We start from the raw sequence: 22,138 nt of genomic DNA, 5'->3' as shown, positions 1-22,138 counted from the left end.
TTATGAAAGCGTTGATATTATCTTTTTTTGCGGTTATCTTAGGTTATTCTCTCATTTTTAATGAGAAGGAATCAGCGGAACAGCCTGTTATAAAGGATAGTAATTCTGTCTATGTCGACAGGCCGGCCAATACTCAAATAAGCGATTCCATTTTGATTTACAAAGACCAAACCGCATCCATCCTGTAATTTACAGCTCGTCATATCCGGGAATACCGTTCAGAAAGACATAAGTCTGGTTGTTGTAGTCGATCTTGCAACAATAGTGGTTGAGTCCATTGCTTACGATCAGGTATTCGACATGCAAAACCATATTATAACGCGCAATCTGGTCGAATACGGCATTTGTGATGCTGACGGTAGGGGCTTTGTACTCGACAATTACTAAAGGCGCTAAAAAGCGGTTATAAGCAACCGTATCGCAGCGTTTTGATGTTCCATTCAGTTTTACGAATACTTCATTGGCCAGAAGTTCTTTCGGATAATTTTTGAAAGAAATCAGATAGTTGACAAAATGTTGGCGTACCCATTCCTCCGGAGTCAGGGCTACATATTTACGGCGTACGGGATCAAAGATCGTACGTTTTCCATCTTTTTCTGTTACTTTAGGCGCGAAACCAGGCAAGTTTAATGTCAGCATTTACTATATTTGTTCTTTTATTCTGCGAAAACAGTCCATCAAAGGTAATGATTTATGAAAACAAAACAAGAAATTGTCGAGAATTGGTTGCCGCGCTATACGGAACGGAAACTGGAAGACTTTGATAAATATATCCTGCTTACCAACTTTACGAAATATGTGGAGCTGTTTGCAGAACATTTCAATGTCCCGATCTTAGGGCTGAAGAACACGATGCCGAATGCTTCCGCCAACGGTGTAACGATCATCAACTTTGGAATGGGGAGTGCGAATGCGGCTACAATCATGGACCTGTTGTCTGCGATCAAACCGACGGCAGTCCTTTTTCTGGGGAAATGCGGAGGGTTGAAAAAGACGAATAACCTGGGCGACTACGTCATGCCGATCGCTGCCATACGCGGGGAAGGGACTTCAAACGAATACCTTCCGGCGGAAGTACCGTCGCTTCCGGCCTTCTCGATGATGCGCGCCATTTCGTCTGCAATCCGCGACCGGGGAAAAGATTACTGGACCGGCACGGTTTACACAACGAACCGGCGGGTATGGGAATACGATAACGATTTTAAAGATTATCTTCGGCGGACGCATGCCACCGGCATCGATATGGAAACCGCAACACTGTTTACGGCAGGCTTTGCCAACAAAATCCCGACAGGCGCGCTGCTGATGATTTCCGATAAGCCGATGGAAGAAGACGGAGTGAAGACAGAAGCCAGTGACCGGGCCGTGACAAAAAACTTTGCAGAAGAGCATCTCATGTTGGGAGTGGAAGCGCTTCGTCAGATTATCGACGGAAAGAAAACAATCCGTCATATCCGCTTCAGTTGGTAATTGGAATAAAAGAAAGATTACGCGAAAATATGGCTAAAAAAGAATATACATACGAGGAAATATGCCGGGATATAGTGGCAAAAAAGTTTGCACCTGTCTATATTATGATGGGTGACGAGCCTTTTTTTATGGACCAGATAACGGAATTGTTGCTCGAAAATGTATTGGAGGAATCCGAACGGGATTTTAACCAGGTTATCATGTATGGAGCCGATACGGATGCAGCTGCGATTATAAATGCGGCACGCCGTTTTCCGATGATGTCAAAATATCAGTTAGTGGTAGTCCGGGAAGCACAATTAGTTCGTGATATAGAAGTGCTGTCGAACTATGTAAAAAATCCATTAATGTCGACTGTTCTGGTCATTAATTACAAATATAAAACACTGGACCGCCGTAAGGCATTAGCGGCTGCGACCGATAAAATAGGCGTATTATTCGAGTCTAAAAAAATCCCCGATTATAAGATGCCGGCCTTTATCAGTTCATTCATGCAACTACGTTCTATAGGGATCGATAATAAAGCTGCTCAAATGCTCTCAGATTTCCTTGGAAACGATTTAAGCCGCTTGAGCAAGGAATTGGATAAACTGGCGTTGATCCTGCCGGAAAAGGGAGCAAAACGCATCACGCCGGAGTTGATAGAGCAGAATATCGGAATCAGTAAAGAATACAATAACTTCGAGCTGATAAAGGCACTTGCCATGAAGGATGTCCTGAAGGCAAACAGGATTGCCCAGTACTTCGAAAAGAACCCGAAAAGCAATCCGATCCAGATGACCCTTCCTGTATTATTTAACTACTTCTCAAACCTGTTGATCTGCTATTATACGAAGGACCGTTCCGAGACCGGTCTGATGACGGCACTTGGTCTTAGGGGAACTTTTCAGGTCAAAGATTATCTTTTGGGGATGCGGAACTATTCGGCTATGAAGGTCTTTAACCTGATCAGTGATATCCGTATGACGGACGCCCGCTCGAAAGGAGTGGAAAATACATCGGTATCGGATGCCGAACTTCTGAAGGAGCTACTCTACAAAATACTTCATTAAACAACTTTTTATACCCAATAAGCAGAAAGAAGGGGCTTTTTCCTGGAATAACAAAAAAATAGACAGGGAAAATAAGCCTCTTCTTTCTGTTTTTCAGTGCATTATACTCATTTTAACCCACTCGTGAGTTGAATATTTATCCTCGCCTTACCATCCGTTCACAAAAATCATCAAAAAAGAGAGGTTTAGCCTTCACCAATGTCAAAAGAGATTGGCCAGGTAAGATAACATTCGTAAATCGGGACATTCTGTCAGTATCCCATAATATCAAAACAAATTATAGTATTGAAATGTAAACTTAATTACAGGTGTTACGATTGTAAACACGGCTGTTTGTATAATTTATGTACGAATACAATTGTATTCTGTAAACAAAATTCAATAAGAAAACATTTGTTTATGTTTACATTACTATTATAAACTGATAAAAACAGACCTTTCAGCCAAACTTCCTATTTTTCGCATAAATAAGCATAAACCAGTTAATTACGTTGAAATATTAATCTGACACGTTAATTATAAGGCTACATCTGTGTACAAATGCTCATAAAAACAAAGAACAATCTTGTTTTTGTGTTTTATAATAATAAGGATAACAATAAAATAGGTTATATAGTGAAAGTATTACTTTAATATGGTTTTTATGCTTAAAATCCCTGTTTACAATAATAACCATTACAAATGTATTCTGTTGTATATAAAAATATCAGTTTAAGTTTATACAAATAAATTGCACAATTGAGAATTATAGTTTATATTTGTATCGTTATTGATTTGTGTATGATTTTCGATAAAAAGCAGACACAATGTCAGTATTTTGCTAAACAAATTAAGGATATACAGAAAGATGATAGAACGTATCACTAAAATAAGGGAACGGGAAGGTATGACTCCTTCTAAATTTGCTGAAGCAATCGGTATCCAGCGTTCAGCCATGTCACATATTTTGAATGGAAGAAATAATGTTAGCCTGGATGTCCTTATTAAAATTCTGGAACGGTTCACTTATGTAGATTCCGACTGGCTCCTCTTCGGCAAAGGCGAAATGATACGGGAACATGTGTTGACACAACCTGATTTGTTCCAAAATACGGCGATAAATCCGTCCGAAGGGCAAGCTGCTCTCGAATATCGCAAGGAAACGAGGGTTGACACACCTGTAAACAATACAAAAATGCCTGTAGTAGAGCAAATTATACAGCAAGAAACGAATACTAAAAAAGTTAGTAAAATAATGATTTTTTATTCTGATAATACATTTGATACTTTTATAAGCGAAAAAGACAAGAAAGAATAGCTTGTTTTGGTTTATATATCATATTCATGTATCTTTGTATAGAATTTGACTAATCATTATATGAAGAAGTACATGCTTGACATGAAGGTGACTGAAAACCGCCGCCTTCACAAAAATTACTGCCTGCTTAAACTAACATCTGATCAGATCTTGCCGGAAATGCTTCCGGGCCAGTTCGTACAGGTACGTGTGGATAACTCTCCTACAACATTTCTTCGTCGCCCCATCTCTATTAATTATGTGGACAGAGCGACAAATGAATTGTGGCTACTGATTCAGTTGGTCGGTGACGGAACACGCCGGATGGCCGAATACAAGCCGGGTGATATTGTAAATATTATGTTGCCTTTGGGAAACAGTTTCACTACGCCTGCCGATAAAGGCGAAAAACTCCTGTTGATCGGTGGCGGGGTCGGTACAGCTCCGATGTTATACCTGGGGGCAGTCTTGAAGAATGCCGGATATACACCGACTTTCCTTTTGGGAGCCCGTTCGAAAGAGGATGTGTTACAATTGGAACAATTCGAACAGATCGGGACCGTATATGTTACAACTGAAGACGGTTCATTGGGTGAAAAGGGATATGTGACCAATCATTCCATATTGAAAGAAATTCATTTCGATCGGATTTACACTTGTGGACCTAAGCCGATGATGATGGCAGTGGCCAAATATGCGGACACTGTTTCCACCTCTTGCGAAGTCTCTCTTGAAAACACAATGGCTTGTGGTATAGGAGCTTGCCTGTGCTGTGTGGAAAAGACTAAGGATGAGCATCATGTGTGTGTATGTACTGAAGGACCTGTATTTAATATAGAAAAATTGACATGGCTGAATTAAACGTAAACATAGGTAATTTACAATTGAAGAACCCGGTTATGACAGCATCGGGTACTTTCGGGTACGGTGTGGAATATTCCGATTTCATGGATATCTCCCGGTTGGGCGGTATCTTTGTGAAAGGTACAACTATCCAGCCACGTGAAGGTAATTTGTATCCCCGCATGGCGGAAACACCATCCGGAATGTTGAATGCAGTAGGCCTGCAAAACAAAGGCGCACAGTATTTTGTCGATCATATTTATCCGGATATTAAGGATATCGATACGAACATGATCGTCAATGTGAGCGGTTCATCTGTCGAAACGTATGTGGAATGTGCCGAAAAGATTGCCGAACTGGACAAAATTCCGGCTATCGAACTGAATATTTCCTGCCCGAACGTGAAGCAGGGAGGTATGGCGTTCGGGGTAACGACTTGCGGGGCAAGCGAGGTTGTGAAGGCAGTCCGCAAGGTTTATCCGAAGACCCTTATTGTAAAACTTTCCCCTAATGTAACCGATATTACGGAGATTGCCCGGGCGGTAGAAGCTGAAGGGGCAGACTCCGTTTCACTGATCAACACGATGCTGGGAATGGCTATCGACGCCGAGAAGCGTAAACCGGTATTATCTACAATAACCGGTGGCCTTTCCGGTCCCTGCGTAAAGCCGGTTGCCCTGCGGATGGTATGGCAGACATATAAGGCTGTGAAGATTCCTATTATCGGTTTGGGGGGTATTTCCAATTGGAAAGATGCAGTCGAATTTATGCTTGCAGGAGCAACAGCTATCCAGATCGGGACATATAATTTTGTTGATCCGACTGTCAGTATAAAGGTAATAGAAGGGATGGAAGACTATTGCAACAGGCATGGATTTTCATCTGTCCGGGAACTGATCGGTGCATTGGATGTATAGGAAAATTATATGAAAGAATCCCTTTGAGGAAAATAAAAGAAAGAAAAGTCTGTAAAACGTGTATAACAAGCCGTTTTACGGACTTTTTTATTGTTTTTTTTCTATTTGGATTGCTATTATTCCAATTATTATTATATCTTTGCTCGTATATATAATAAACCTTGGATTTGTAATATCAAATTAATAATTTATAGAAGAAAAACATGAAGATCAGACTCCTTTTTTTGCTATGCTTGATGGCTGTATCAGCAGTGCTGAGAGCTAATGAGAAAACTGTAATACCCATTACAACCGACAATATTAGCCTTATTTATAAGGTAGATGACAGCAATGGGCGGTTATACCAGTCCTATCTGGGGCAAAAGTTATCTTTTGACTCGGATATCGCACAGTTGCCGCTCGGGAATGAAGCGTATATAACACATGGAATGGAAGACTATTTCGAGCCTGCAATCCGTGTTTTACATAATGACGGGAATCCTTCTTTGCTTTTGAAGTATGTTTCCCACGAAAGCAAGCAACTTCAGCCGGGAGTGAATGAGACTGTGATTACACTGAAGGATGATAAATATCCTGTAGAAGTGAAGCTGCATTTCATTGCCTATCCGAAGGAAAATATTATTAAAGAATTTGCGGAAATATCCCATCAGGAGAAAAAGCCGGTAACCCTTTATAATTATGCCTCCTCTTTGCTTCACCTGAACAGCGGTAAGTACTTTCTGACCGAGTTTTCGGGAGATTGGGCGCACGAAGTGAACATGAAGGAAAGCGAGCTTTCTTTTGGAAAGAAGATGCTGGATACGAAATTGGGAAGCCGTGCCAATATGTTCTGTTCCCCGTTTTTCCTGCTTGCCCTGGATCGGAAAGCGGAAGAAAATGCGGGAGAAGTTTTGTTTGGAACAATCGGATGGACAGGTAATTACCGTTTCACTTTCGAAGTGGACAACGAAAACAGTTTGCGTATTCTTTCCGGGATCAACCCGTATGCTTCGGAATATTCCCTGAAACCGAACGAGGTGTTCCGTACACCGGAATTTATATTCACGTACAGCGCGGAAGGAAAAGGAAAAGCCAGTCGCGATTTCCAACGCTGGGCACGTAGATATCAGTTGAAAGACGGTGAAAAGCCCCGTATGACCTTGCTGAATAACTGGGAAGCGACCTACTTTGACTTTAACGAAGACAAATTGGTTGCGATTATGGACGAAGCTGCGACTTTAGGGGTAGATATGTTCCTGCTTGACGACGGCTGGTTTGCCAATAAGTATCCCCGTAGCAGTGACCATCAGGGATTGGGCGACTGGCAGGAGACAGTAACCAAGTTGCCTAACGGTATAGGAAAGTTGGTTAAGGAAGCGACGGACAAAGGTATAAAGTTCGGTTTGTGGATTGAACCTGAAATGGTAAATCCGAAGAGCGAACTGTATGAAAAACATAAGGATTGGGTGATTCATCTGCCTAACAGGGATGAATATTACTTTAGAAATCAGATGGTTCTGGATATGAGCAATCCGGAAGTGCAAGATTATGTGTATGGCATTGTGGACGGTTTGATGACGAAATATCCGGGTATTGCCTATTTTAAATGGGATTGCAATAGTCCGATTACGAATATCTATTCTCCGTATTTGAAGAATCAGCAGTCTCATTTATATATCGAACACGTACGTGGTTTATATAATGTTTTGGAACGTATCAAGCAGAAATATCCGAACTTGCCGATGATGTTGTGTTCCGGTGGCGGTGGCCGTTGTGACTATGAAGCGCTGAAATACTTTACCGAATTCTGGCCGAGTGACAATACCGAACCGGTGGAACGCATCTTTATTCAGTGGGGATATTCACACTTCTTCCCTGCAAAGAGCATGGCCGCCCACGTCACGAGTTGGGGAAAACAGCCAGTTAAGTTCCGTACGGATGTTGCCAGTATGTGTAAGTTAGGCTTTGATATCCGGATCAATGAAATGAGCCAGGCTGACCAGCAATATTGCAAGGAAGCTGTGGCAAACTTCAAACGTTTGAGCGACGTGATTCTGGATGGCGACCAGTATCGTCTGGCATCTCCTTATGAAAGCGAACACGCTGCCGTTATGTATGCGAATGAAAGTGCAAACAAGGCTGTTCTGTTTGCTTTCGATATGTATCCGAGATATGCAGAGATGATGCAACCCCTTCGTTTACAGGGATTGAAAAAAGATGCCCGTTATGAACTCAAGGAAATCAATCTGGTTCCGGGAACTAAGTCCAGACTGGAATGCAACGGTCGGACCTTCTCGGGTGAGTTTCTGATGAATGTGGGGATTCCGGTCTTTTCAAGCAGACCGACAAACAGCCACGTGATTGAAATCACGGAGGTCAAATAAAACAAATACCTGTAATTGCGTGTTGCAAAGCAATAGAGTATGTTTGAACAGATAAATGACATATTACAAAACACGGTTATTACTCCTTACACGGCAGCAGTCAAGTTACTGATCAGTTTCTTTTTGGGAGCAGTCATCGGGATAGAGCGTCAGTTCAGAAGACGGGAGGCCGGTATGCGTACCTTTACCCTTATTTGTATGGGTTCGACAGCCGCTATGCTGGTCTCTATCTGGATTCCGCAATGCTATCCCAACTTCCTGAACGGTGATCCGGGACGTATTGCAGCACAGGTGCTTTCAGGTATCGGTTTCCTGGGGGCTGGGGCGATCATCCAGAGTCACGGGAGTGTGCACGGGTTGACTACCGCTGCATGTATTTGGGTAATGGCAGTGATAGGTTTGGCAGTAGGAGCCGGGATGTATGTTCCGGCTGCTATTGCAACTGTCATAACACTGTTTATCTTGGTGAGCTTGGAACGATTGGAGAGAAGGATGTTTCTGAATGGAGTTAATAAGATTTTGACTATTACCTGTTCTACAGCGACACCCGACTTGAAAGTAATGCGTAAGATATTGGAAGACAAGGGCGTTTTCATCGTAAGTGTTTCCTTTGAGACTTTCTATCTGGACGACCGGTCTGTGATCACCTATAAAGTAAATGTGAAAGCTATCTCTTCTTATACAAACCTGTTCAATGAAATACGGAAATTGGGCATTGTTACACAAATCAGATTGATGGCATAAGCCATCAATCCAATTCTCCTTTCAGCATTCTTCCTGCGATGCGTGCAGCATCTTCAATAAACTTGCCACAGGGACGCTTCTGATAATATTCTTTTGTACGGGCAGACGGTGCCGGAGTTGTTGCTGCGGCATCTTCAGGCGGTAAAAGCCGACGGCAAATAACCGTTCCATGCTTTTCTTTAAACAGATCCGCCATTTTCTGTACTATCGCATAATTTTTCGTACGGGCTTCCTGGTCATTAATATCCAAGACAGGATATTTGAAACCGGCCAGCATCGCCATTGCGCTGACAGTTCCGCAAATCTCACGCATGCGTCCTACACCACCTCCGAAAGAGACAGACATTTTCTTTGCCAACTCCATATCCAGTTCGAATACATCCGAATAGGCTAAAAACACAGACTGTGCACAGTTATATCCTGCTTCGAAGTTCCGGACTGCCCGGCTTGCACGTTCTTCGATATCAAAGTCTTTCATAATAATACCGTCTTGCGTTTCTTAGCATTCGTAATCCACACAAGCTCTGTCTGCTTTCACCGGGCCTATAATACCTTTGGATACGGCAACATGTTCGGGATGGTTTGCATATGTGCAGACATCTTTCAAAGTGTCCAGCTCCGTAGTCAGGATAATATCCCATGTCTCTTCCGGATTCACATTGAAGTCGACGCGAATCATGCGCAAAACATCGATTTTATCGATCAAAGCTTCCAAATTTGTTTTGATTTCCTGCATTTTAGCCTGTTTGTCGGCCGGAGTTGCAAACTCTTTCAGTTTAAACATTACGATGTGTCTGATCATTGTCTTATTAATTTAGTTACATTTTTTCATCCAAATATGAGTCTTTATAGCCGAGGAAATACAAGATACCGTCCAGTCCGATCGTAGAAATAGATTGTTTGGCGGTAGCTTTCACTTTCGGCTTGGCATGGAAAGCAATTCCCAGGCCGGCAATACTGATCATTGGCAGGTCGTTGGCCCCGTCGCCTACGGCAACAGTTTGGCGGATATCTACATTCTCAACCTGTGCAATCAAACGAAGCAATTCGGCTTTCCGCTTGCCATCGACGATATCGCCTACGTACCGGCCTGTCAACTTTCCGTTCTCTACTTCCAGTTCATTAGCATATACATAGTCGATATTGTATTTCTGTTTCAAGTAATTACCAAAATAGGTGAATCCGCCGGAAAGGATCGCGATCTTGAAGCCGACCTTTTTCAGGATACGCATCAGCCGGTCAACCCCTTCTGTAATCGGCAGGTTTTCTGCAATTTCCTGCATGACGGACACATCCAATCCCTTCAGCAGCGCACAACGTTGACGGAAACTCTCGCAGAAATCGATCTCGCCCCGCATTGCCGCTTCCGTAATCGCCTTAACCTGGTCGCCGACACCGGCACGTATGGCCAATTCGTCTATTACTTCCGTTTCGATCAGCGTCGAATCCATATCGAAGCAGATCAGGCGGCGCATACGGCGGAACATACTTTCTTCCTGGAATGAAATATCCATTTCCTGCTCAGCCGAAAGTTTCATGAAGTCAGCTTTCATCTGCTCTTTATCCCGGGGAGTTCCCCGCACGGAGAATTCAACGCTTGCCTTAGGTGTACGGGCGTTCTCATCCAGCGGAATACGTCCGGTCAGGCGCTTGATGTCGTCAATGTTCATATCCTGGTCGGCAACAATGCGGGTTACACCGGCAATTTGACGGGCAGTCAGTTTCCTTCCTAAGATCGTTATGATGTACCGGTTCTTTCCTTGCATGGAAACCCATTGATTATAGGCATCTTCGGTAATCGGATTGAAGCGGATATTTACACCTAACTCATAGCTTTTGAAAAGTAATTCTTTCAATATATCTCCGGAATTTCCTTCACTGCTTTGAAATAAAATACCTAAAGACAAGTTATTATGGATGTCTGCCTGGCCTATGTCCAGAATAACCGCGTTATTTTTGGCCAGTATCTCGGTAAGGGCAGCAGTTACCCCCGGACGATCCGTACCATTTATAGTTATCAGTATTATTTCGTCTTTTTGTTCCATATTCACTATATTTATAAGGCAAAGGTACACAAGATATGTACAAAAACCGATTGTTTTGTAAACAAAATTCGCATATCCATTGTTATTCATTTAGACACATTATATTACTAACAGAACCTGGCAACCTTAAGAAGTCCTGACTGGCAGGCAAACAAAGATGAAGATTCAGTTTGAAATTAAGGAAAAATTGCCTGAAATTATTGCTGAAATAATGCATTCAGACAAATGGCAAACGAATGTCCTGGAAAAGATGAACGGCCTGGAGCGGGTAACGATCAAAGATTCTAACTACGATTCAGAGGCATGTATTGAAATCTGGAAGAATGAAATCCACATCCGGACGGCATGGTCCAATTACACCTATCGTATTTTTACCCGTGGAAATGCTGTTTGGTGTGAGTATATCGGGGCTTATCGTGGTTTACTCGAACAGCATCTTTTACCTTCTCTCACTCCTAAAATGAATATCCTGGATTCGGAAGTAACAGAAAGTTCATTAACCGGAAACAAGAGGCAAACCTTGCGAACCTACAGTACGGAGAATCTGAAATTGAAAAACTTCCGTCGTGACAACTTCAAGGAAGAATACAACGTCGCTTCCCCGCAAGACCACCCGACAGTCGTATATGACGAATATATAAAGGAAGGGATGCCGATGCCTTCACCTTATAGTAAAGACAAATAAATACGGTAATCATGATAAAAGAGAAAGCGTCTTTCCTTTGAGGGGAAAGGCGCTTTCTTTTTTACCGGGGAATATGAGATTCTTATTTGTCTCCCTTAACAATACCGGCATCCGTGTCTATATTGTTCAGTTTCTTGCTGCCGCCTTTGTACTTGCGTCCGAATTCGAAATTCCAGGAGAAGGTAAGCAGGAGCATCCGGGATGCGGAGGTTGAGAAAGACTCCATTTTGTAAGGCGCATACCTGTTTCTGTTCTCGTCTTCGCGTTTATACAGGGAAGAGAACGGAAGCATGATGCCGGCGCCGGCTGTAAACTTACCCTGATTGTACCGGAGCATAAATAAATGAATGTTTTCACCACCGTGCATTGTCTCTCCGACAAAGTTATTCCTGGGGCTTCCGATCTGGAACATCCCCATAAATTTCTTGTACATCGCCATAACCGATGCCGTGTAATACAGGTTTGTATAGGTATGCCGGTAAGTCCGTCCGTCGCTGATAAAATGGTTGACGCCTCCGGTGATGTTGAACATCAGGATGTTTTTGATAGGGCCGAAACGTATGTTCAGGTCTCCGCTTACCTTTTGCCAACTATTCTGGTTGGCATACGTACGGATGAATTTATTGTTTTCAAAGAGTGTCTCTTCCATAATCATATCCGGGCTATACCAGTAATAGAGATTGACACCTCCGGTGAAAAGGCCTTTTCTATACTCGTAATTCAGGTAAGTGTTGTAGTTCATGTAAGGAGTCAGATACGGATTACCGCGCCTGATCTGCAACGTGTCTATGATCTGTTCGATAGCACTTAGCTCTGACAGTGCCGGAGATGTGTTTCCGACGCTTCCGCCCAAACGGATAAATGTATTGTCCGTCATGTTGTATTGCAGGGACACCTTCGGACGGAACGAATAATACTGGTAACTGTCTTCACCTTCCTGTTTGAACCAGGAACGCGCAACGCCTACACCTCCCATGTAATTGAGTCTCTTCACTTTCCCGCTAAACTCGGCAAACAGGTATGTTTCCGATTGCTTCATCCGGGTATTTCCGCCGACTGTCCCCGCATAAGTATTGTCCGTCCAGGCCTGCGAATGCTTCACCCCGCTGCTCAAACGTCCGAAATCCCAGTTCTTTTCATATATACCTTCACCGATCAGAGAATATTTCTTTCCGAGAACATTGGAAAGGACATCCGATAAGACTTCTTCTTCCTCTTTCTCTGTATAATTCTGATTTGCATCCGTGTTGATATAAGTTCCTACGATGTTGGCTGTTACGGTCTGTTTGTTTTTCAGCGTGCGCATGTAGTATAAGTCGAGCGACGGCAAATGAGACCTGCTTTCTCCACCGCTTCTGACATCCGTTATTTGTTCCGGCGTCCGTTTCTCGTACAGCAGGCTGTGCGACTTCTTTCTCTCTTTTGTGAAGGAATAGCGCAACGTCGCGTTGAAGTAATACTTATCAGCTTCTACAAGGCTGTAATTTAAGGATGTGTTGTGAGTTGTTTCCATTATATAGGTAGGAATACCATTCAATACACGCTGCATGTTCATCCCGTCGCCGAAGTTATAGGTCTCCAAGGCTTCTTTCCTTGCGTTAAAGTTCCGGTAGCGGGTCGAGTATTGCAGGCCGAACTCTGATTTCTTATGATTCAGCCGGATAGCGACCTGGTCGTCTCCAAAGACTGTGACAGGCGAGTTGGACAGGTTCATATTGACACTTCCCCCTGTCGTTTCCCGCTTTACGATATAATCCAGTACGGCAGCCACATTCCCATATCTGACACCCGGATTGTCGTGATATTCGACCCGGATAATCTCTTTCGGCGATAAGGCCTGTACATCGAGCGCTTCCACCTTGATGCCATTGATGCAGAACTGAATATCCCCTTCGTCGGCTTTCACCTCGTTTGTCAGCGGGTTTACCTGAAGCCGCGGGAGCATCATAGTACTGAGCAGGTTGATACCGTTCGTCGCATTTTGCTTTTGCTGATCGGTGGGAAAGGCAATCCGGCGGTCCGAATAGGAGCGGACGGCGGAGGCCTTTATGGTTACTTCTTCCAATGCGACGGAAGACGGTTGAAGCAGCACCTTGCCCAGATCGATGCTCTTGGCTATACCTAAGATTGAAACATAAGTCGTCTCATATCCCAAATAGGAAACAACGAGACGATAGTCTCCGGGCTTTATCTTTTCAAGGCGGAAAGCGCCTTTTTCATTACTGTTGGTTCCTGCGATAAAAGCAGAATCCAGTGTTTGAAGAACGATATTAGCGAACTCGACAGGCTGGCTGTCTCCGGCGTCTCTGATTTCTCCTTTGATTTGTATTTGCTGACTGTGTATCCCTGCGGAAAAGAGCATAAGGATAGCAGCTATAATGATAGTCTTCATTACAGTATGTGTTTATGGGATTAATAAATAGAAAAGTTTAAGAATACGAGGAAGGAGGGAGGAATATTATTCCTCCCAGATCACCTGTCCGTTGAGTATGACGGCTTTAAGATTAGGAATGTGGATATTGAATGTCAAGTCTTTATTATCTGTTCCCTGTGGCTTGGCTATCAGGATTGTATCGCCGCTGACCAGTAAATCGGGCAGGTAGTGTCTGTATCCTTTATAATACAGGTAGCTTCGGCCGGTAACAGCCATCATCTCCCGTTCCGGAAAGTAGGATGTCTTTTCCGTATTTATCAATACTTGCTTTGCCGTCAAGTCGGGATTCTCTATCCTGATAATCCGGTACTGATCGGATATCCTCGTATAAGACTTGTAGCCCAGGCAGGCGTAGGCCGTCCAGACAAAGAGCGGGAACACGTATAACAAGGCGAACAGCAGGATTAAATATAGATTACTTCTTTTCATGATTGCCAGTGTTTAATGTAGATGAATATTGATCGTATGCATTTGTCAGCTCTTTCAGCTCGACGCCCAGGAGGTGCATTTCTTTAAAGACCGCCGGAAGGACTTCCTCTATGAACTGGTTATGCCGCATCCGCCGTATCTCTTTTTCTGCATCAGGCGAGATAAAATAGCCGATGCCCCTTTTGTTGTAGATGATTTCGTTCGCCTGCAGACGTTCATACGAGCGCATGACGGTATTCGGGTTCACCTCCATTTCGAGCGCCAGCTCCCGGACGGACGGTATACGGGCTTCGGCCTGATACTCGCCACTCAGCACCCGGTCGCAGATTCGGTCGGCTATCTGGATGAATATGGATTGATTCGTATTGTAGTTCATCTGATTTCCTTTTCTTTAAGTTTGAGATAAGCGATATAAAGTATGCCGAGAGTGGCTGCATAGAAAGCGACAGCATGGTACTGGACCAGGAAATTGATCATATAATACATCGGAGTCATCTCCATAAAAACACCCTGCTGCGGGCCTAATCCGTTCATAACAAACTTCGTAATGATGTAGACCGTACCTCCCAACAATATAGCGTAAGCCAGTATGGCTATGAGAAAAGCGTATTTCCGGAAAGCAACATAAGACAGAAAGACAATAGAGGAGAGGAAAGCAAGGATCGGCAAGGATACTTTGAAAGCATTCATCACTCCCGAAAAACTAATGACGGAATAACCGGGTATCGCCAGAGACACAGCGTAGAACGACGGCCATAACATCACGTGAAAGAGAGCTATCAACAGGAATCCTTCCACAAGCAACGTCACGAATTTCTCTATTGTATTAGCCGGAAGCGTCAGATAGAGTCCTTTGGAGCTGTGTACCTTTTTCCCTGCATAGCGGCAGAAGTAAATGAAATAGCAAAACAGTCCGATGCCATAAAAGAAATACTGCTTCCTGGTAAACTCCTTCATTGTCGTATCTCCTAATGTAAGCAGGAAGAAGACGATGAGAGCCACAAGAAAGGCACCTATAGCAAAGACCGCTTGCGATTTGTGTTCTATCCAGTCTGCACGCAGCAGCAGTTTAATTCGTTGTAAACTAATCTTATTGTTCATGGTTGTATGTGGTGTTTATCGGTTGAACATGTTTTTGATTTTCTCAGGATGCAGGGTCGCTGCATTGAACAGGAGTTCGAGGGAGACAGGAGTCTCTTCGCCTTTCGTGTTTTCACCTACGCCCATGAGTCCGAACGGAGTCTGGTTCTGGTAGAGAACCGTTTCTTCCGGACTGACGAGGCGGAAGAAGAGTTTCCGGCCGATTTCGTTTAACGGACTGTTCAGTATAACTTTCTTGTTATCCAGAATCAGTACCGCGTCTATCAGACTTTCCAGATCACGCACCTGGTGAGTCGAGATAATAACTGTCTGTTGCTCATTCGTGAACGAGGCCAACAGCTTGCGGAACACGTCTTTGGAAGGGATGTCCAGCCCGTTGGTCGGTTCGTCCATCAGCAGGAGTGGAGTATGGACGGCAAACGCCAGCGTGATAGCGACCTTTTTCCGCTGTCCCTGCGACATCTTATCGAGACGGGCAGAGAAATCCACTTCGAACGATTCGAAACAGGCTTTCAGGATATCGTCGCTGAAAGTAGGGTAGAAGGGAGCATACATCCGGACATACTGCATGGCCGTCACATCCGGCATATTGATTTCTTCCGGCAGCAGGAATAGCTTTTGCAGCAGTCCGGCGTTCCGCTCTGCCGGATTCTGGCCGAACACCTGGCAGATGCCTTTATTCAGGAAAAGTTGTCCGCTCAGGATATTTAGCAATGTAGTCTTCCCTTCGCCGTTCTTTCCCAACAGACCATAGATGCAACCCGGCTGGATGTCCAGGTCAATCCTGTCGAGGACAGGATTATTTCGTTTGTAGCTGAGACTTGCCTCTTTTAATGTAATCATATGCTTGCTCTTTTAGTGTATTAGCTTATTAGTACACTGCAAATGTAATACTATTTATTAAGCAAACAAGAGAAAAGGGTAAATATTTTATGTGAAAAAGAAAAACTTATACCTATAATATATAATGTAGACTACAGTGCAAAAAAAGTTTCATGGGCATGGAACTAAAGTTTCTCCTGCATGAAACTAAAGTTTCCTCGGCATGGAACTAAAGTTTCACCTTGACGAAACAGGTGAAACTATATGAGAAAGCCGAAATGTTCCGGGCAACGAACAGCCAAATGATAGGGAGGGAGTGTAAAATATAGTTAATGATATGCTATAAAACATCCTATTTGTGTTCTCTTGATGCAATAAAACATATAAAAAATCTTGCAATTAAGCAGAAAAGTGTTATATAGTTTGGCTCGTAAGAGCTTTTGCCCGTATATTTGCAACCGTTAAGAACAAGAAAGCGATTCCTTAGCGAAGGTGAAGCCCTTGTTTATTCCTGAAAATCAGGAGTCGGAGCGAGTAGTTTCTGCAACACTCCGATTAAGTTTAACATAAATATGATGATATGAAGGTAAGAGCTTATGTTCTCCTTGTTGCGGTTGCGCTGTTCGCAGTATCAGCCGGAACTAAAAACGCAAAGCCAACAGTCGGTTTAAACCCTGGTGACTTTGCCCCGAGAATAGAGTCTTTAGGAAACGAAACGAGTTTCAGTTTCCAAAATCATTCAGGACGTTACACATTGCTGAATTTCTGGGCAGCTTACGATGCTGAATCGCGGGCCCGTAACGTTCAATTATGGAATGAAGTTAACAAGTTGAGTTCAGGCAAGATTGCGATGTATTCGATCTCTTTGGACGAGAAAGAATCCATTTTTACCGAGACGGTAAAAGCCGACAAATTGGAAGGCACGATGCAATTTCATGAAGGACTTGGCAGAAAGTCAGAGTTGTTTGGGAAGTATAACCTGCAAAAGGGATTCCGTAACTTCCTGATAGACGACAAGGGTGTTATCATCGCCGCCAATGTAACCCCGGAAGATCTGACGAATGTATTGAAGAAGATTTAATCAGTTAGATTATTATTAGAAAAAGGCTGGTCCGGTAACGGGTCAGCCTTTTTTATGCTTTGGTATTTGAATAGTCAGTGATTTCTATTTGTTTTCGGTTTAAAAAACGTATTTTTGCGGTAGTATAAAAACGCTCGATATTACCAACAATAGTATGCCTTATAAATACTCATTCCAGTTAGTAGCTGTAGTGATACTTTTGCTAACCTTCATATCATGTGGTCCTCCGGCTGATTCATCGAAGGAAAAACATATACTCGTAATTCAATCTTACGAAAAACATTTTTCTGCCTACAAGGAAATGAAGAAGGTTCTATCCGATGATTTGCATAAAAGGCGTGTACGGGCAAGTATATACTCTTTCTATCTGGACTGCGAGCAATTCACTGAAAAGCAACAAAGACAGAAGACATTTGACAAACTGAACGAATTGTCTTCCTGGAAACCGGATATCATCCTTGTCAATGATGACCAAGCCTTGAATGCATTGATAACGTGCGAACATCCGTTTGTCAAATCGATACCGGTCGTTTTCATGGGAATCAATTATCCCAATATATCTTTTATTGAAAAACACCCGAATATCACAGGCTTTAGCGACAAACCGGACTACCGGGCCAATATAAAATTGATACAGCAATTAATAGGCAATTGCATCATTATAAGAGTTGCCGATGATACCTTCGCTGATAATATGATTTTGGCGGATATGAATGAGCAGATAAAAGGTTTGTGCGCCTCAAACAATATCTTTTCGACAGACAGAGTCCGTTTGTCCGGTAAAAACGGCATCTCGATAACGAATATTCCTAAGATAAAGCCAGATTCAATATATATCAGCACACTCAATGCGAAATCGGCTCATGCGCTAATCAAGGGGTTCGGCGAAAACTATTACAACAAAGCTTACCTGGCGACAAAGAGGGATTATATGACTATTTCCCTGGGACGGCTCAGTGCTTTTCCTTGTTTTACTGTTATGAATGAGCTAATAGGCTGTAATAATGGTATTGTAGGTGGATATATGGCAACATTAGAGGAGCAGACACACGAAGCCGCCGGTCGGATTACTGATATTCTGAATGGAGTTCCTTTGTCAGAGTTCCCTCAAATCCAACAAAGCAAGAAGTCATATGTGTTTGACTATAATGTGTTGAGTAAATGGGGTATCGGCTTATCACAACTACCTAACGATGCCATCATTCTTAATATGCCACTGACTGTGCGTTATAAAATATTCATTTCTATTCTTGCAGTTATTTTCGGTATTCTGTTGCTGGCTGTCTTTATCTACCAGCGCAAGCAATACAGGCGGGAAGCGCAACACAAGAAAGAAGCCCAGGAAAAACTACGTCAGGAGAAAGCCTTTCTTTCTTTTGCTTTGGAGAGTGGAAATATCTTTGCTTTCCGGTATAAGAATGGTATTTTTGAGTTTGATAACGAATTCTACCATTCCTTGGGTATTCCACCTATACCAATTACAGCTGATGAGTTCCAAGAAACCATCCATCCTGATGATCAGGAGGAATTTATAGTAAACCGGGGAAAATTGGACACTGGGTTTCCTGCCCGGCAGATAACGCGCCGACGTTATGACTTTAACGGAAAGGGCCATGAATGGTGGGAGTTCCGTTATGCGCAAAATAAAAACATAGAGGGTTTCTCCTCAAATGACAATTCAGTGGTGGTAAGTGGCTTGTGCCTGAATATCCAGCAGATTAAGAATACAGAGAACAATCTTATTCAAGCCCGCCATAAAGCGGAAGAGTCGGACCGGATGAAATCTGTTTTCCTGGCCAATATGAGCCATGAGATACGGACGCCGCTTAACGCTATCGTCGGTTTCTCGCAGCTGCTCAATTCTGACGTGTCGTTAGAGCCGGAAGAGAAAGTCGAATTCCTCGATCTGATAAGTAAGAACAGCGACCTGCTATTGAAGTTAATCAGCGATATCCTGGATTTGTCGCGCATCGAATCCGGATGCCTGTCTTTTTCGTATGAGAACATAGACTTAAGCAAACTGATAGAAGATGTCTACCATACTCACCGGCTGATGATGCCGGAAGGCGTAGAGCTGCGGATGCAGGTGCCTGATGTGCCGGCCATTATTCATACGGACCGTTTGCGCCTGACACAAGTTTGTACGAACTTTATTAATAATGCGAGAAAATTTACCACGCAGGGATACATCGAGATTAAATACGAACTGAGTAAGGACAGCCGGTTCATCCTTCTTTCCGTATCAGATACCGGCAAAGGTATTCCTGAAGAAAAGAAGGCGTTGGTTTTTGAACGTTTCCAGAAACTGGACGAGTTTGCACAGGGAACGGGCTTGGGTTTGGCAATCTGCCAAAGTATTATTAAAACCTTTGGTGGCAATATATCGTTGGAATCTACAATCGGAAAAGGTAGCACATTCACGATTGCGCTGCCATACACTCCTGGATTGGAGATATCTGAAAATTAATTCTCAATAATACGGTTGTTCTCAGCCGCTTCTTTTTGCCATTGCGGAACGACAGTCTTCAGGAATTGGTCTTTGGCGATCCGTTCAGCTTCTATATCGAGGCCGATATACCGTTGCGCCTTTTCTTTAGTGGAAAGGTCAGGCATAGAGACTTCCCCTGTGTAACCCTGGCGCATCAGTATTTTCATAATCAGGATGCGGGCTTGTGTCGCTTTGTCGAATCCGTCGCTCAAAATGCGCATGACTTCCTGGGGAGCATGAAAGGCCGCCCCGTGGGAGGTTACTCCGAAATCCCAGCGCCATTGTGCCTGGCGAAGCAATTTCAATACATTCTCCATCTGCTGTTCCGTCGCTCCTTTGTCCCAGGCGAACTTGGCTTCGATATGAGCTTTTGTCAGTTCTTCTTCCAAGCGGTTGCGAAGGGAGAGTACTTTATTCTGCCGATCGTAGACATTATTTCTCAGCGTTTCCTCGCTTTCCCTGTGGCAAGCTTGGCAGGTGCGGTCAATCATTGCCAACGGGCTCTGAATATGATGATCGTTATACCGGTTTCCACCTTCTCCAACAGCCGGCATGTGGCATTCACCGCATGAGACACCCCGTTGGGCGTGAATACCCATTTGCGCCAGCTCATAATCAGGATGCTGGGCCTTCAGTAAAGGTGTCCGGCTTAATTTATGGGTAAAGTCGGAGAAATGTATGCTGTCGTAATAGGCTTCTATGTTTTCTACCGTGTAGCCCCGGTCCCAAGGCAAAGTCAGCACACGCTCTTCTCCATGAAAATAATATTCGGCATGACACTGTGCACAGACGAGGGAGCGCATCTCCTGATCGGTTGCGTCTTCAATCTGCTGTCCTTGACGGGAATAGGCTTCGGTCAGAAAAGAACGGGTGATACGCAAACTCATACTTTCCTGTTCGTGACAGTCGGCGCAGCCAATCGGGTTGACGACTTCACTTCCCAGTTCGGCCCATTTCTTTTTATAGAGCGTCTTAGCGTCAGTCCTCGTCAACAAGCGTGGAATATCCGGGCTTTTACAAGCCCAGCAGGCTGCCGGCTGTGGTCCGCTTTTGCAGTCCATAGGCGCACCTGTGCGCAGGCTGTTGTAAACATCTTCTATGGCATACATATGTCCTCTGGGTGTTGCATAATCTTTTGAGAAGGCATATCCGGCCCACAAAATAACCATCCGGGGGCGCATAGCCAAAATATCCGCCTGCTGGTTTCCGTTAAATAAACTTTGGAAAGTCGTGTCGGTTGTATTTTTCCAGGTTTGATACTCGTTTGAATAACGCAGGTCCATAGACTCGTTAGAAAAGAGGTCAACGTTATCTAACTCTTGGTCTTCATCAGTATCATCAATAAACTTTATGCCGTCTTGATGATGTAATGTTCTACCGAAAACAATTACAACAACAATCGTAACAATACCTATAATTGTGAATATTTTATATCGTAACTTCAATGTCTTTTACCCTTAAGTTATATAATAAGTGTCTTTTATGGGCTGCTAATATATGAAAAATTTCCTTATAACGACCGATGAAGTCTGAACAAAAGAAAAAACAGATTGTTTACTACCATATAAAGCAAAGTATTTATTGAATAATCTAAAAAAACATGAAAAGTATGATACCATATGCAGAACCGGAGAGTGGCAAGATAGCCTTGATTCAAGAAATATTGGATATTAATGACATCCAGGATATAGATTTATTACATAAGTTCCGTGAAGAGTTTATGAATGCTCAAGACAATACGGTAAGAGGGGAAGAGCTCTCACCCGATAATCATTGGGGATAAACACAAGAATGAGGCAAATTATACAATAACCCTCTTTTTGGGCGTTTTTCTATTTCGTCCGAAATCTTGATCCATTTTAGATTGACTCTTTTCACGGTTTTAATCTTCTTTACTGACAACAGATGGAGTGAGGTGCGCAGGTTGTCTGAAAAAGCGTACAATTTGATTACCGAAAACAGAAAATGTCGGCAAAGTGATAAACCTTAACTCCCGGAGAATCGAATATTTGAAAATAAAACGGATGGCGTTCCAAATATCTCAAGGAAATTCAGGTGCTTTTTTGCCATGAAAACGGTCCTCTTTTCAATTACGACCGTCCAAATCTCCATTACGACCGTCATAATCTTCGCGAGGTGCCGAGTGCACTACCTATTAGCACGGTCGTAATGGAAATTAGGACGGTCGTAATGGCAGAAAACGCTCGAAAAAGGAGAAAAAGTCCCTTTTTGAGGTCGAAAAAGTGGATTAACATTTGTTTTGTTTCGGATGTCTTTTGAGGCTGAAAAATGCGTTTTATACAATAAGCCCCCCTGCAACAGGCTCTCTTTTGCCGGCTCACCCCGAAAAGTTGTGGAGAAAGCAAAAAATAATTATTTTTGCTCAAT

General features: G+C 43.3%; 21 protein-coding genes. 11 read left to right on the top strand and 10 right to left on the bottom strand.

What is annotated here, in order from left to right; genetic code table 11:
• Positions 1-189 precede the first annotated feature (189 nt).
• Positions 190-639: a type I restriction enzyme HsdR N-terminal domain-containing protein gene (locus DWW90_RS17055; protein WP_122345840.1), complete on the bottom strand. Its 450-nt coding sequence runs from the start codon at positions 637-639 to the stop codon at positions 190-192.
• Between the two features lie 54 nt (positions 640-693).
• On the opposite strand from DWW90_RS17055, the gene DWW90_RS17050 reads away from it, so the two are divergent.
• The 7 genes from DWW90_RS17050 to DWW90_RS17020 all read left to right on the top strand — a co-directional run bounded on the left by DWW90_RS17050 (position 694) and on the right by DWW90_RS17020 (position 8,665).
• A complete protein-coding gene (locus DWW90_RS17050; protein ID WP_115499006.1) occupies positions 694-1,470 on the top strand; it encodes an AMP nucleosidase in 777 nt (258 codons plus the stop codon).
• Positions 1,471-1,499: 29 nt separating this feature from the next.
• Positions 1,500-2,522 (top strand): DNA polymerase III subunit delta, encoded by a 1,023-nt coding sequence (gene holA / locus DWW90_RS17045; RefSeq protein ID WP_122345839.1) that lies wholly within the window; start codon positions 1,500-1,502, stop codon positions 2,520-2,522.
• Between the two features lie 847 nt (positions 2,523-3,369).
• Positions 3,370-3,819, top strand: a complete 450-nt coding sequence (locus DWW90_RS17040) for a helix-turn-helix domain-containing protein (protein ID WP_122345838.1) — start codon at positions 3,370-3,372, stop codon at positions 3,817-3,819.
• A gap of 60 nt (positions 3,820-3,879) precedes the next feature.
• The gene (locus tag DWW90_RS17035; protein ID WP_122345837.1) at positions 3,880-4,659 is read left to right on the top strand and encodes a dihydroorotate dehydrogenase electron transfer subunit; all 780 of its coding nucleotides are present in this window, start codon (positions 3,880-3,882) and stop codon (positions 4,657-4,659) included.
• Positions 4,647-5,558 carry a dihydroorotate dehydrogenase gene (locus DWW90_RS17030; protein ID WP_122345836.1) on the top strand — a complete coding sequence of 304 codons (912 nt, stop codon included), beginning with the start codon at positions 4,647-4,649 and terminating at the stop codon, positions 5,556-5,558. Before DWW90_RS17035 ends, DWW90_RS17030 begins: the two co-directional genes overlap by 13 nt.
• A gap of 203 nt (positions 5,559-5,761) precedes the next feature.
• Complete coding sequence (locus DWW90_RS17025) at positions 5,762-7,921, top strand: alpha-galactosidase (RefSeq protein WP_122345835.1); 2,160 nt, start codon at positions 5,762-5,764, stop codon at positions 7,919-7,921.
• A 39-nt stretch (positions 7,922-7,960) separates the two neighbouring features.
• Positions 7,961-8,665, top strand: a complete 705-nt coding sequence (locus tag DWW90_RS17020) for an MgtC/SapB family protein (protein ID WP_115499012.1) — start codon at positions 7,961-7,963, stop codon at positions 8,663-8,665.
• A gap of 4 nt (positions 8,666-8,669) precedes the next feature.
• Here DWW90_RS17020 and DWW90_RS17015 read toward each other — a convergent pair whose 3' ends face one another.
• From DWW90_RS17015 to serB, 3 genes are read right to left on the bottom strand one after another with little or no spacing between them, the layout of a single operon-like run.
• Entirely contained in the window at positions 8,670-9,143 is a 474-nt protein-coding gene (locus tag DWW90_RS17015; protein WP_122345834.1) for a C-GCAxxG-C-C family protein, read from the bottom strand.
• A 21-nt stretch (positions 9,144-9,164) separates the two neighbouring features.
• On the bottom strand, positions 9,165-9,467 hold the full coding sequence (locus DWW90_RS17010) for a Dabb family protein (protein WP_122345833.1): 303 nt from the start codon (positions 9,465-9,467) through the stop codon (positions 9,165-9,167).
• Positions 9,468-9,483: 16 nt separating this feature from the next.
• The gene (serB, locus tag DWW90_RS17005; RefSeq protein ID WP_115499029.1) at positions 9,484-10,710 is read right to left on the bottom strand and encodes a phosphoserine phosphatase SerB; all 1,227 of its coding nucleotides are present in this window, start codon (positions 10,708-10,710) and stop codon (positions 9,484-9,486) included.
• 157 nt (positions 10,711-10,867) lie between these two features.
• Here serB and DWW90_RS17000 point away from each other — a divergent pair, with 157 nt between their 5' ends.
• Positions 10,868-11,395: a hypothetical protein gene (locus tag DWW90_RS17000; RefSeq protein ID WP_115499014.1), complete on the top strand. Its 528-nt coding sequence runs from the start codon at positions 10,868-10,870 to the stop codon at positions 11,393-11,395.
• Between the two features lie 82 nt (positions 11,396-11,477).
• Here the strand turns inward: DWW90_RS17000 and DWW90_RS16995 are convergent, their stop codons facing one another.
• The 5 genes from DWW90_RS16995 to DWW90_RS16975 all read right to left on the bottom strand — a co-directional run bounded on the left by DWW90_RS16995 (position 11,478) and on the right by DWW90_RS16975 (position 16,202).
• A complete protein-coding gene (locus tag DWW90_RS16995) occupies positions 11,478-13,787 on the bottom strand; it encodes a TonB-dependent receptor (protein ID WP_122345832.1) in 2,310 nt (769 codons plus the stop codon).
• A 66-nt stretch (positions 13,788-13,853) separates the two neighbouring features.
• Positions 13,854-14,258: a hypothetical protein gene (locus DWW90_RS16990; RefSeq protein ID WP_115499016.1), complete on the bottom strand. Its 405-nt coding sequence runs from the start codon at positions 14,256-14,258 to the stop codon at positions 13,854-13,856.
• Entirely contained in the window at positions 14,245-14,634 is a 390-nt protein-coding gene (locus tag DWW90_RS16985) for a GntR family transcriptional regulator (protein ID WP_115499017.1), read from the bottom strand. Before DWW90_RS16985 ends, DWW90_RS16990 begins: the two co-directional genes overlap by 14 nt.
• Positions 14,631-15,359: a hypothetical protein gene (locus DWW90_RS16980; RefSeq protein WP_122345831.1), complete on the bottom strand. Its 729-nt coding sequence runs from the start codon at positions 15,357-15,359 to the stop codon at positions 14,631-14,633. The genes DWW90_RS16985 and DWW90_RS16980 overlap by 4 nt, the downstream gene beginning before the upstream one ends.
• A 15-nt stretch (positions 15,360-15,374) precedes the next feature.
• Positions 15,375-16,202 carry an ATP-binding cassette domain-containing protein gene (locus tag DWW90_RS16975; RefSeq protein WP_122345830.1) on the bottom strand — a complete coding sequence of 276 codons (828 nt, stop codon included), beginning with the start codon at positions 16,200-16,202 and terminating at the stop codon, positions 15,375-15,377.
• 559 nt (positions 16,203-16,761) lie between these two features.
• Here DWW90_RS16975 and DWW90_RS16970 point away from each other — a divergent pair.
• Together DWW90_RS16970 and DWW90_RS16965 are read left to right on the top strand one after the other, a co-directional pair.
• Complete coding sequence (locus DWW90_RS16970) at positions 16,762-17,262, top strand: thioredoxin family protein (protein WP_115499020.1); 501 nt, start codon at positions 16,762-16,764, stop codon at positions 17,260-17,262.
• Positions 17,263-17,416: 154 nt separating this feature from the next.
• A complete protein-coding gene (locus DWW90_RS16965) occupies positions 17,417-19,729 on the top strand; it encodes an ATP-binding protein (RefSeq protein ID WP_122345829.1) in 2,313 nt (770 codons plus the stop codon).
• Here DWW90_RS16965 and nrfA read toward each other — a convergent pair.
• On the bottom strand, positions 19,726-21,195 hold the full coding sequence (gene nrfA / locus DWW90_RS16960) for an ammonia-forming cytochrome c nitrite reductase (RefSeq protein WP_122345828.1): 1,470 nt from the start codon (positions 21,193-21,195) through the stop codon (positions 19,726-19,728). The two genes, DWW90_RS16965 and nrfA, sit on opposite strands and share 4 nt — an antisense overlap.
• A gap of 164 nt (positions 21,196-21,359) precedes the next feature.
• Between nrfA and DWW90_RS20670 the strand changes: the two genes are divergently transcribed.
• Positions 21,360-21,533: a hypothetical protein gene (locus tag DWW90_RS20670; RefSeq protein WP_199662210.1), complete on the top strand. Its 174-nt coding sequence runs from the start codon at positions 21,360-21,362 to the stop codon at positions 21,531-21,533.
• Positions 21,534-22,138 lie beyond the last annotated feature (605 nt).

This window comes from Parabacteroides sp. AF17-28 (assembly GCF_003479205.1).
GTDB classification, from domain to species: Bacteria; Bacteroidota; Bacteroidia; order Bacteroidales; family Tannerellaceae; genus Parabacteroides; species Parabacteroides acidifaciens.
Note: the sequence above shows the minus strand (reverse complement) of the source record. Positions and strands in the feature narration are given on the sequence as shown.

Coding starts and splice junctions, on each gene's coding strand:
- DWW90_RS17055 (WP_122345840.1), bottom strand. CDS start 639: ATGCTGACATTAAACTTGCCTGGTTTCGCGCCTAAAGTAACAGAAAAA.
- DWW90_RS17050 (WP_115499006.1), top strand. CDS start 694: ATGAAAACAAAACAAGAAATTGTCGAGAATTGGTTGCCGCGCTATACG.
- holA (WP_122345839.1), top strand. CDS start 1,500: ATGGCTAAAAAAGAATATACATACGAGGAAATATGCCGGGATATAGTG.
- DWW90_RS17040 (WP_122345838.1), top strand. CDS start 3,370: ATGATAGAACGTATCACTAAAATAAGGGAACGGGAAGGTATGACTCCT.
- DWW90_RS17035 (WP_122345837.1), top strand. CDS start 3,880: ATGAAGAAGTACATGCTTGACATGAAGGTGACTGAAAACCGCCGCCTT.
- DWW90_RS17030 (WP_122345836.1), top strand. CDS start 4,647: ATGGCTGAATTAAACGTAAACATAGGTAATTTACAATTGAAGAACCCG.
- DWW90_RS17025 (WP_122345835.1), top strand. CDS start 5,762: ATGAAGATCAGACTCCTTTTTTTGCTATGCTTGATGGCTGTATCAGCA.
- DWW90_RS17020 (WP_115499012.1), top strand. CDS start 7,961: ATGTTTGAACAGATAAATGACATATTACAAAACACGGTTATTACTCCT.
- DWW90_RS17015 (WP_122345834.1), bottom strand. CDS start 9,143: ATGAAAGACTTTGATATCGAAGAACGTGCAAGCCGGGCAGTCCGGAAC.
- DWW90_RS17010 (WP_122345833.1), bottom strand. CDS start 9,467: ATGATCAGACACATCGTAATGTTTAAACTGAAAGAGTTTGCAACTCCG.
- serB (WP_115499029.1), bottom strand. CDS start 10,710: ATGGAACAAAAAGACGAAATAATACTGATAACTATAAATGGTACGGAT.
- DWW90_RS17000 (WP_115499014.1), top strand. CDS start 10,868: ATGAAGATTCAGTTTGAAATTAAGGAAAAATTGCCTGAAATTATTGCT.
- DWW90_RS16995 (WP_122345832.1), bottom strand. CDS start 13,787: ATGAAGACTATCATTATAGCTGCTATCCTTATGCTCTTTTCCGCAGGG.
- DWW90_RS16990 (WP_115499016.1), bottom strand. CDS start 14,258: ATGAAAAGAAGTAATCTATATTTAATCCTGCTGTTCGCCTTGTTATAC.
- DWW90_RS16985 (WP_115499017.1), bottom strand. CDS start 14,634: ATGAACTACAATACGAATCAATCCATATTCATCCAGATAGCCGACCGA.
- DWW90_RS16980 (WP_122345831.1), bottom strand. CDS start 15,359: ATGAACAATAAGATTAGTTTACAACGAATTAAACTGCTGCTGCGTGCA.
- DWW90_RS16975 (WP_122345830.1), bottom strand. CDS start 16,202: ATGATTACATTAAAAGAGGCAAGTCTCAGCTACAAACGAAATAATCCT.
- DWW90_RS16970 (WP_115499020.1), top strand. CDS start 16,762: ATGAAGGTAAGAGCTTATGTTCTCCTTGTTGCGGTTGCGCTGTTCGCA.
- DWW90_RS16965 (WP_122345829.1), top strand. CDS start 17,417: ATGCCTTATAAATACTCATTCCAGTTAGTAGCTGTAGTGATACTTTTG.
- DWW90_RS20670 (WP_199662210.1), top strand. CDS start 21,360: ATGATACCATATGCAGAACCGGAGAGTGGCAAGATAGCCTTGATTCAA.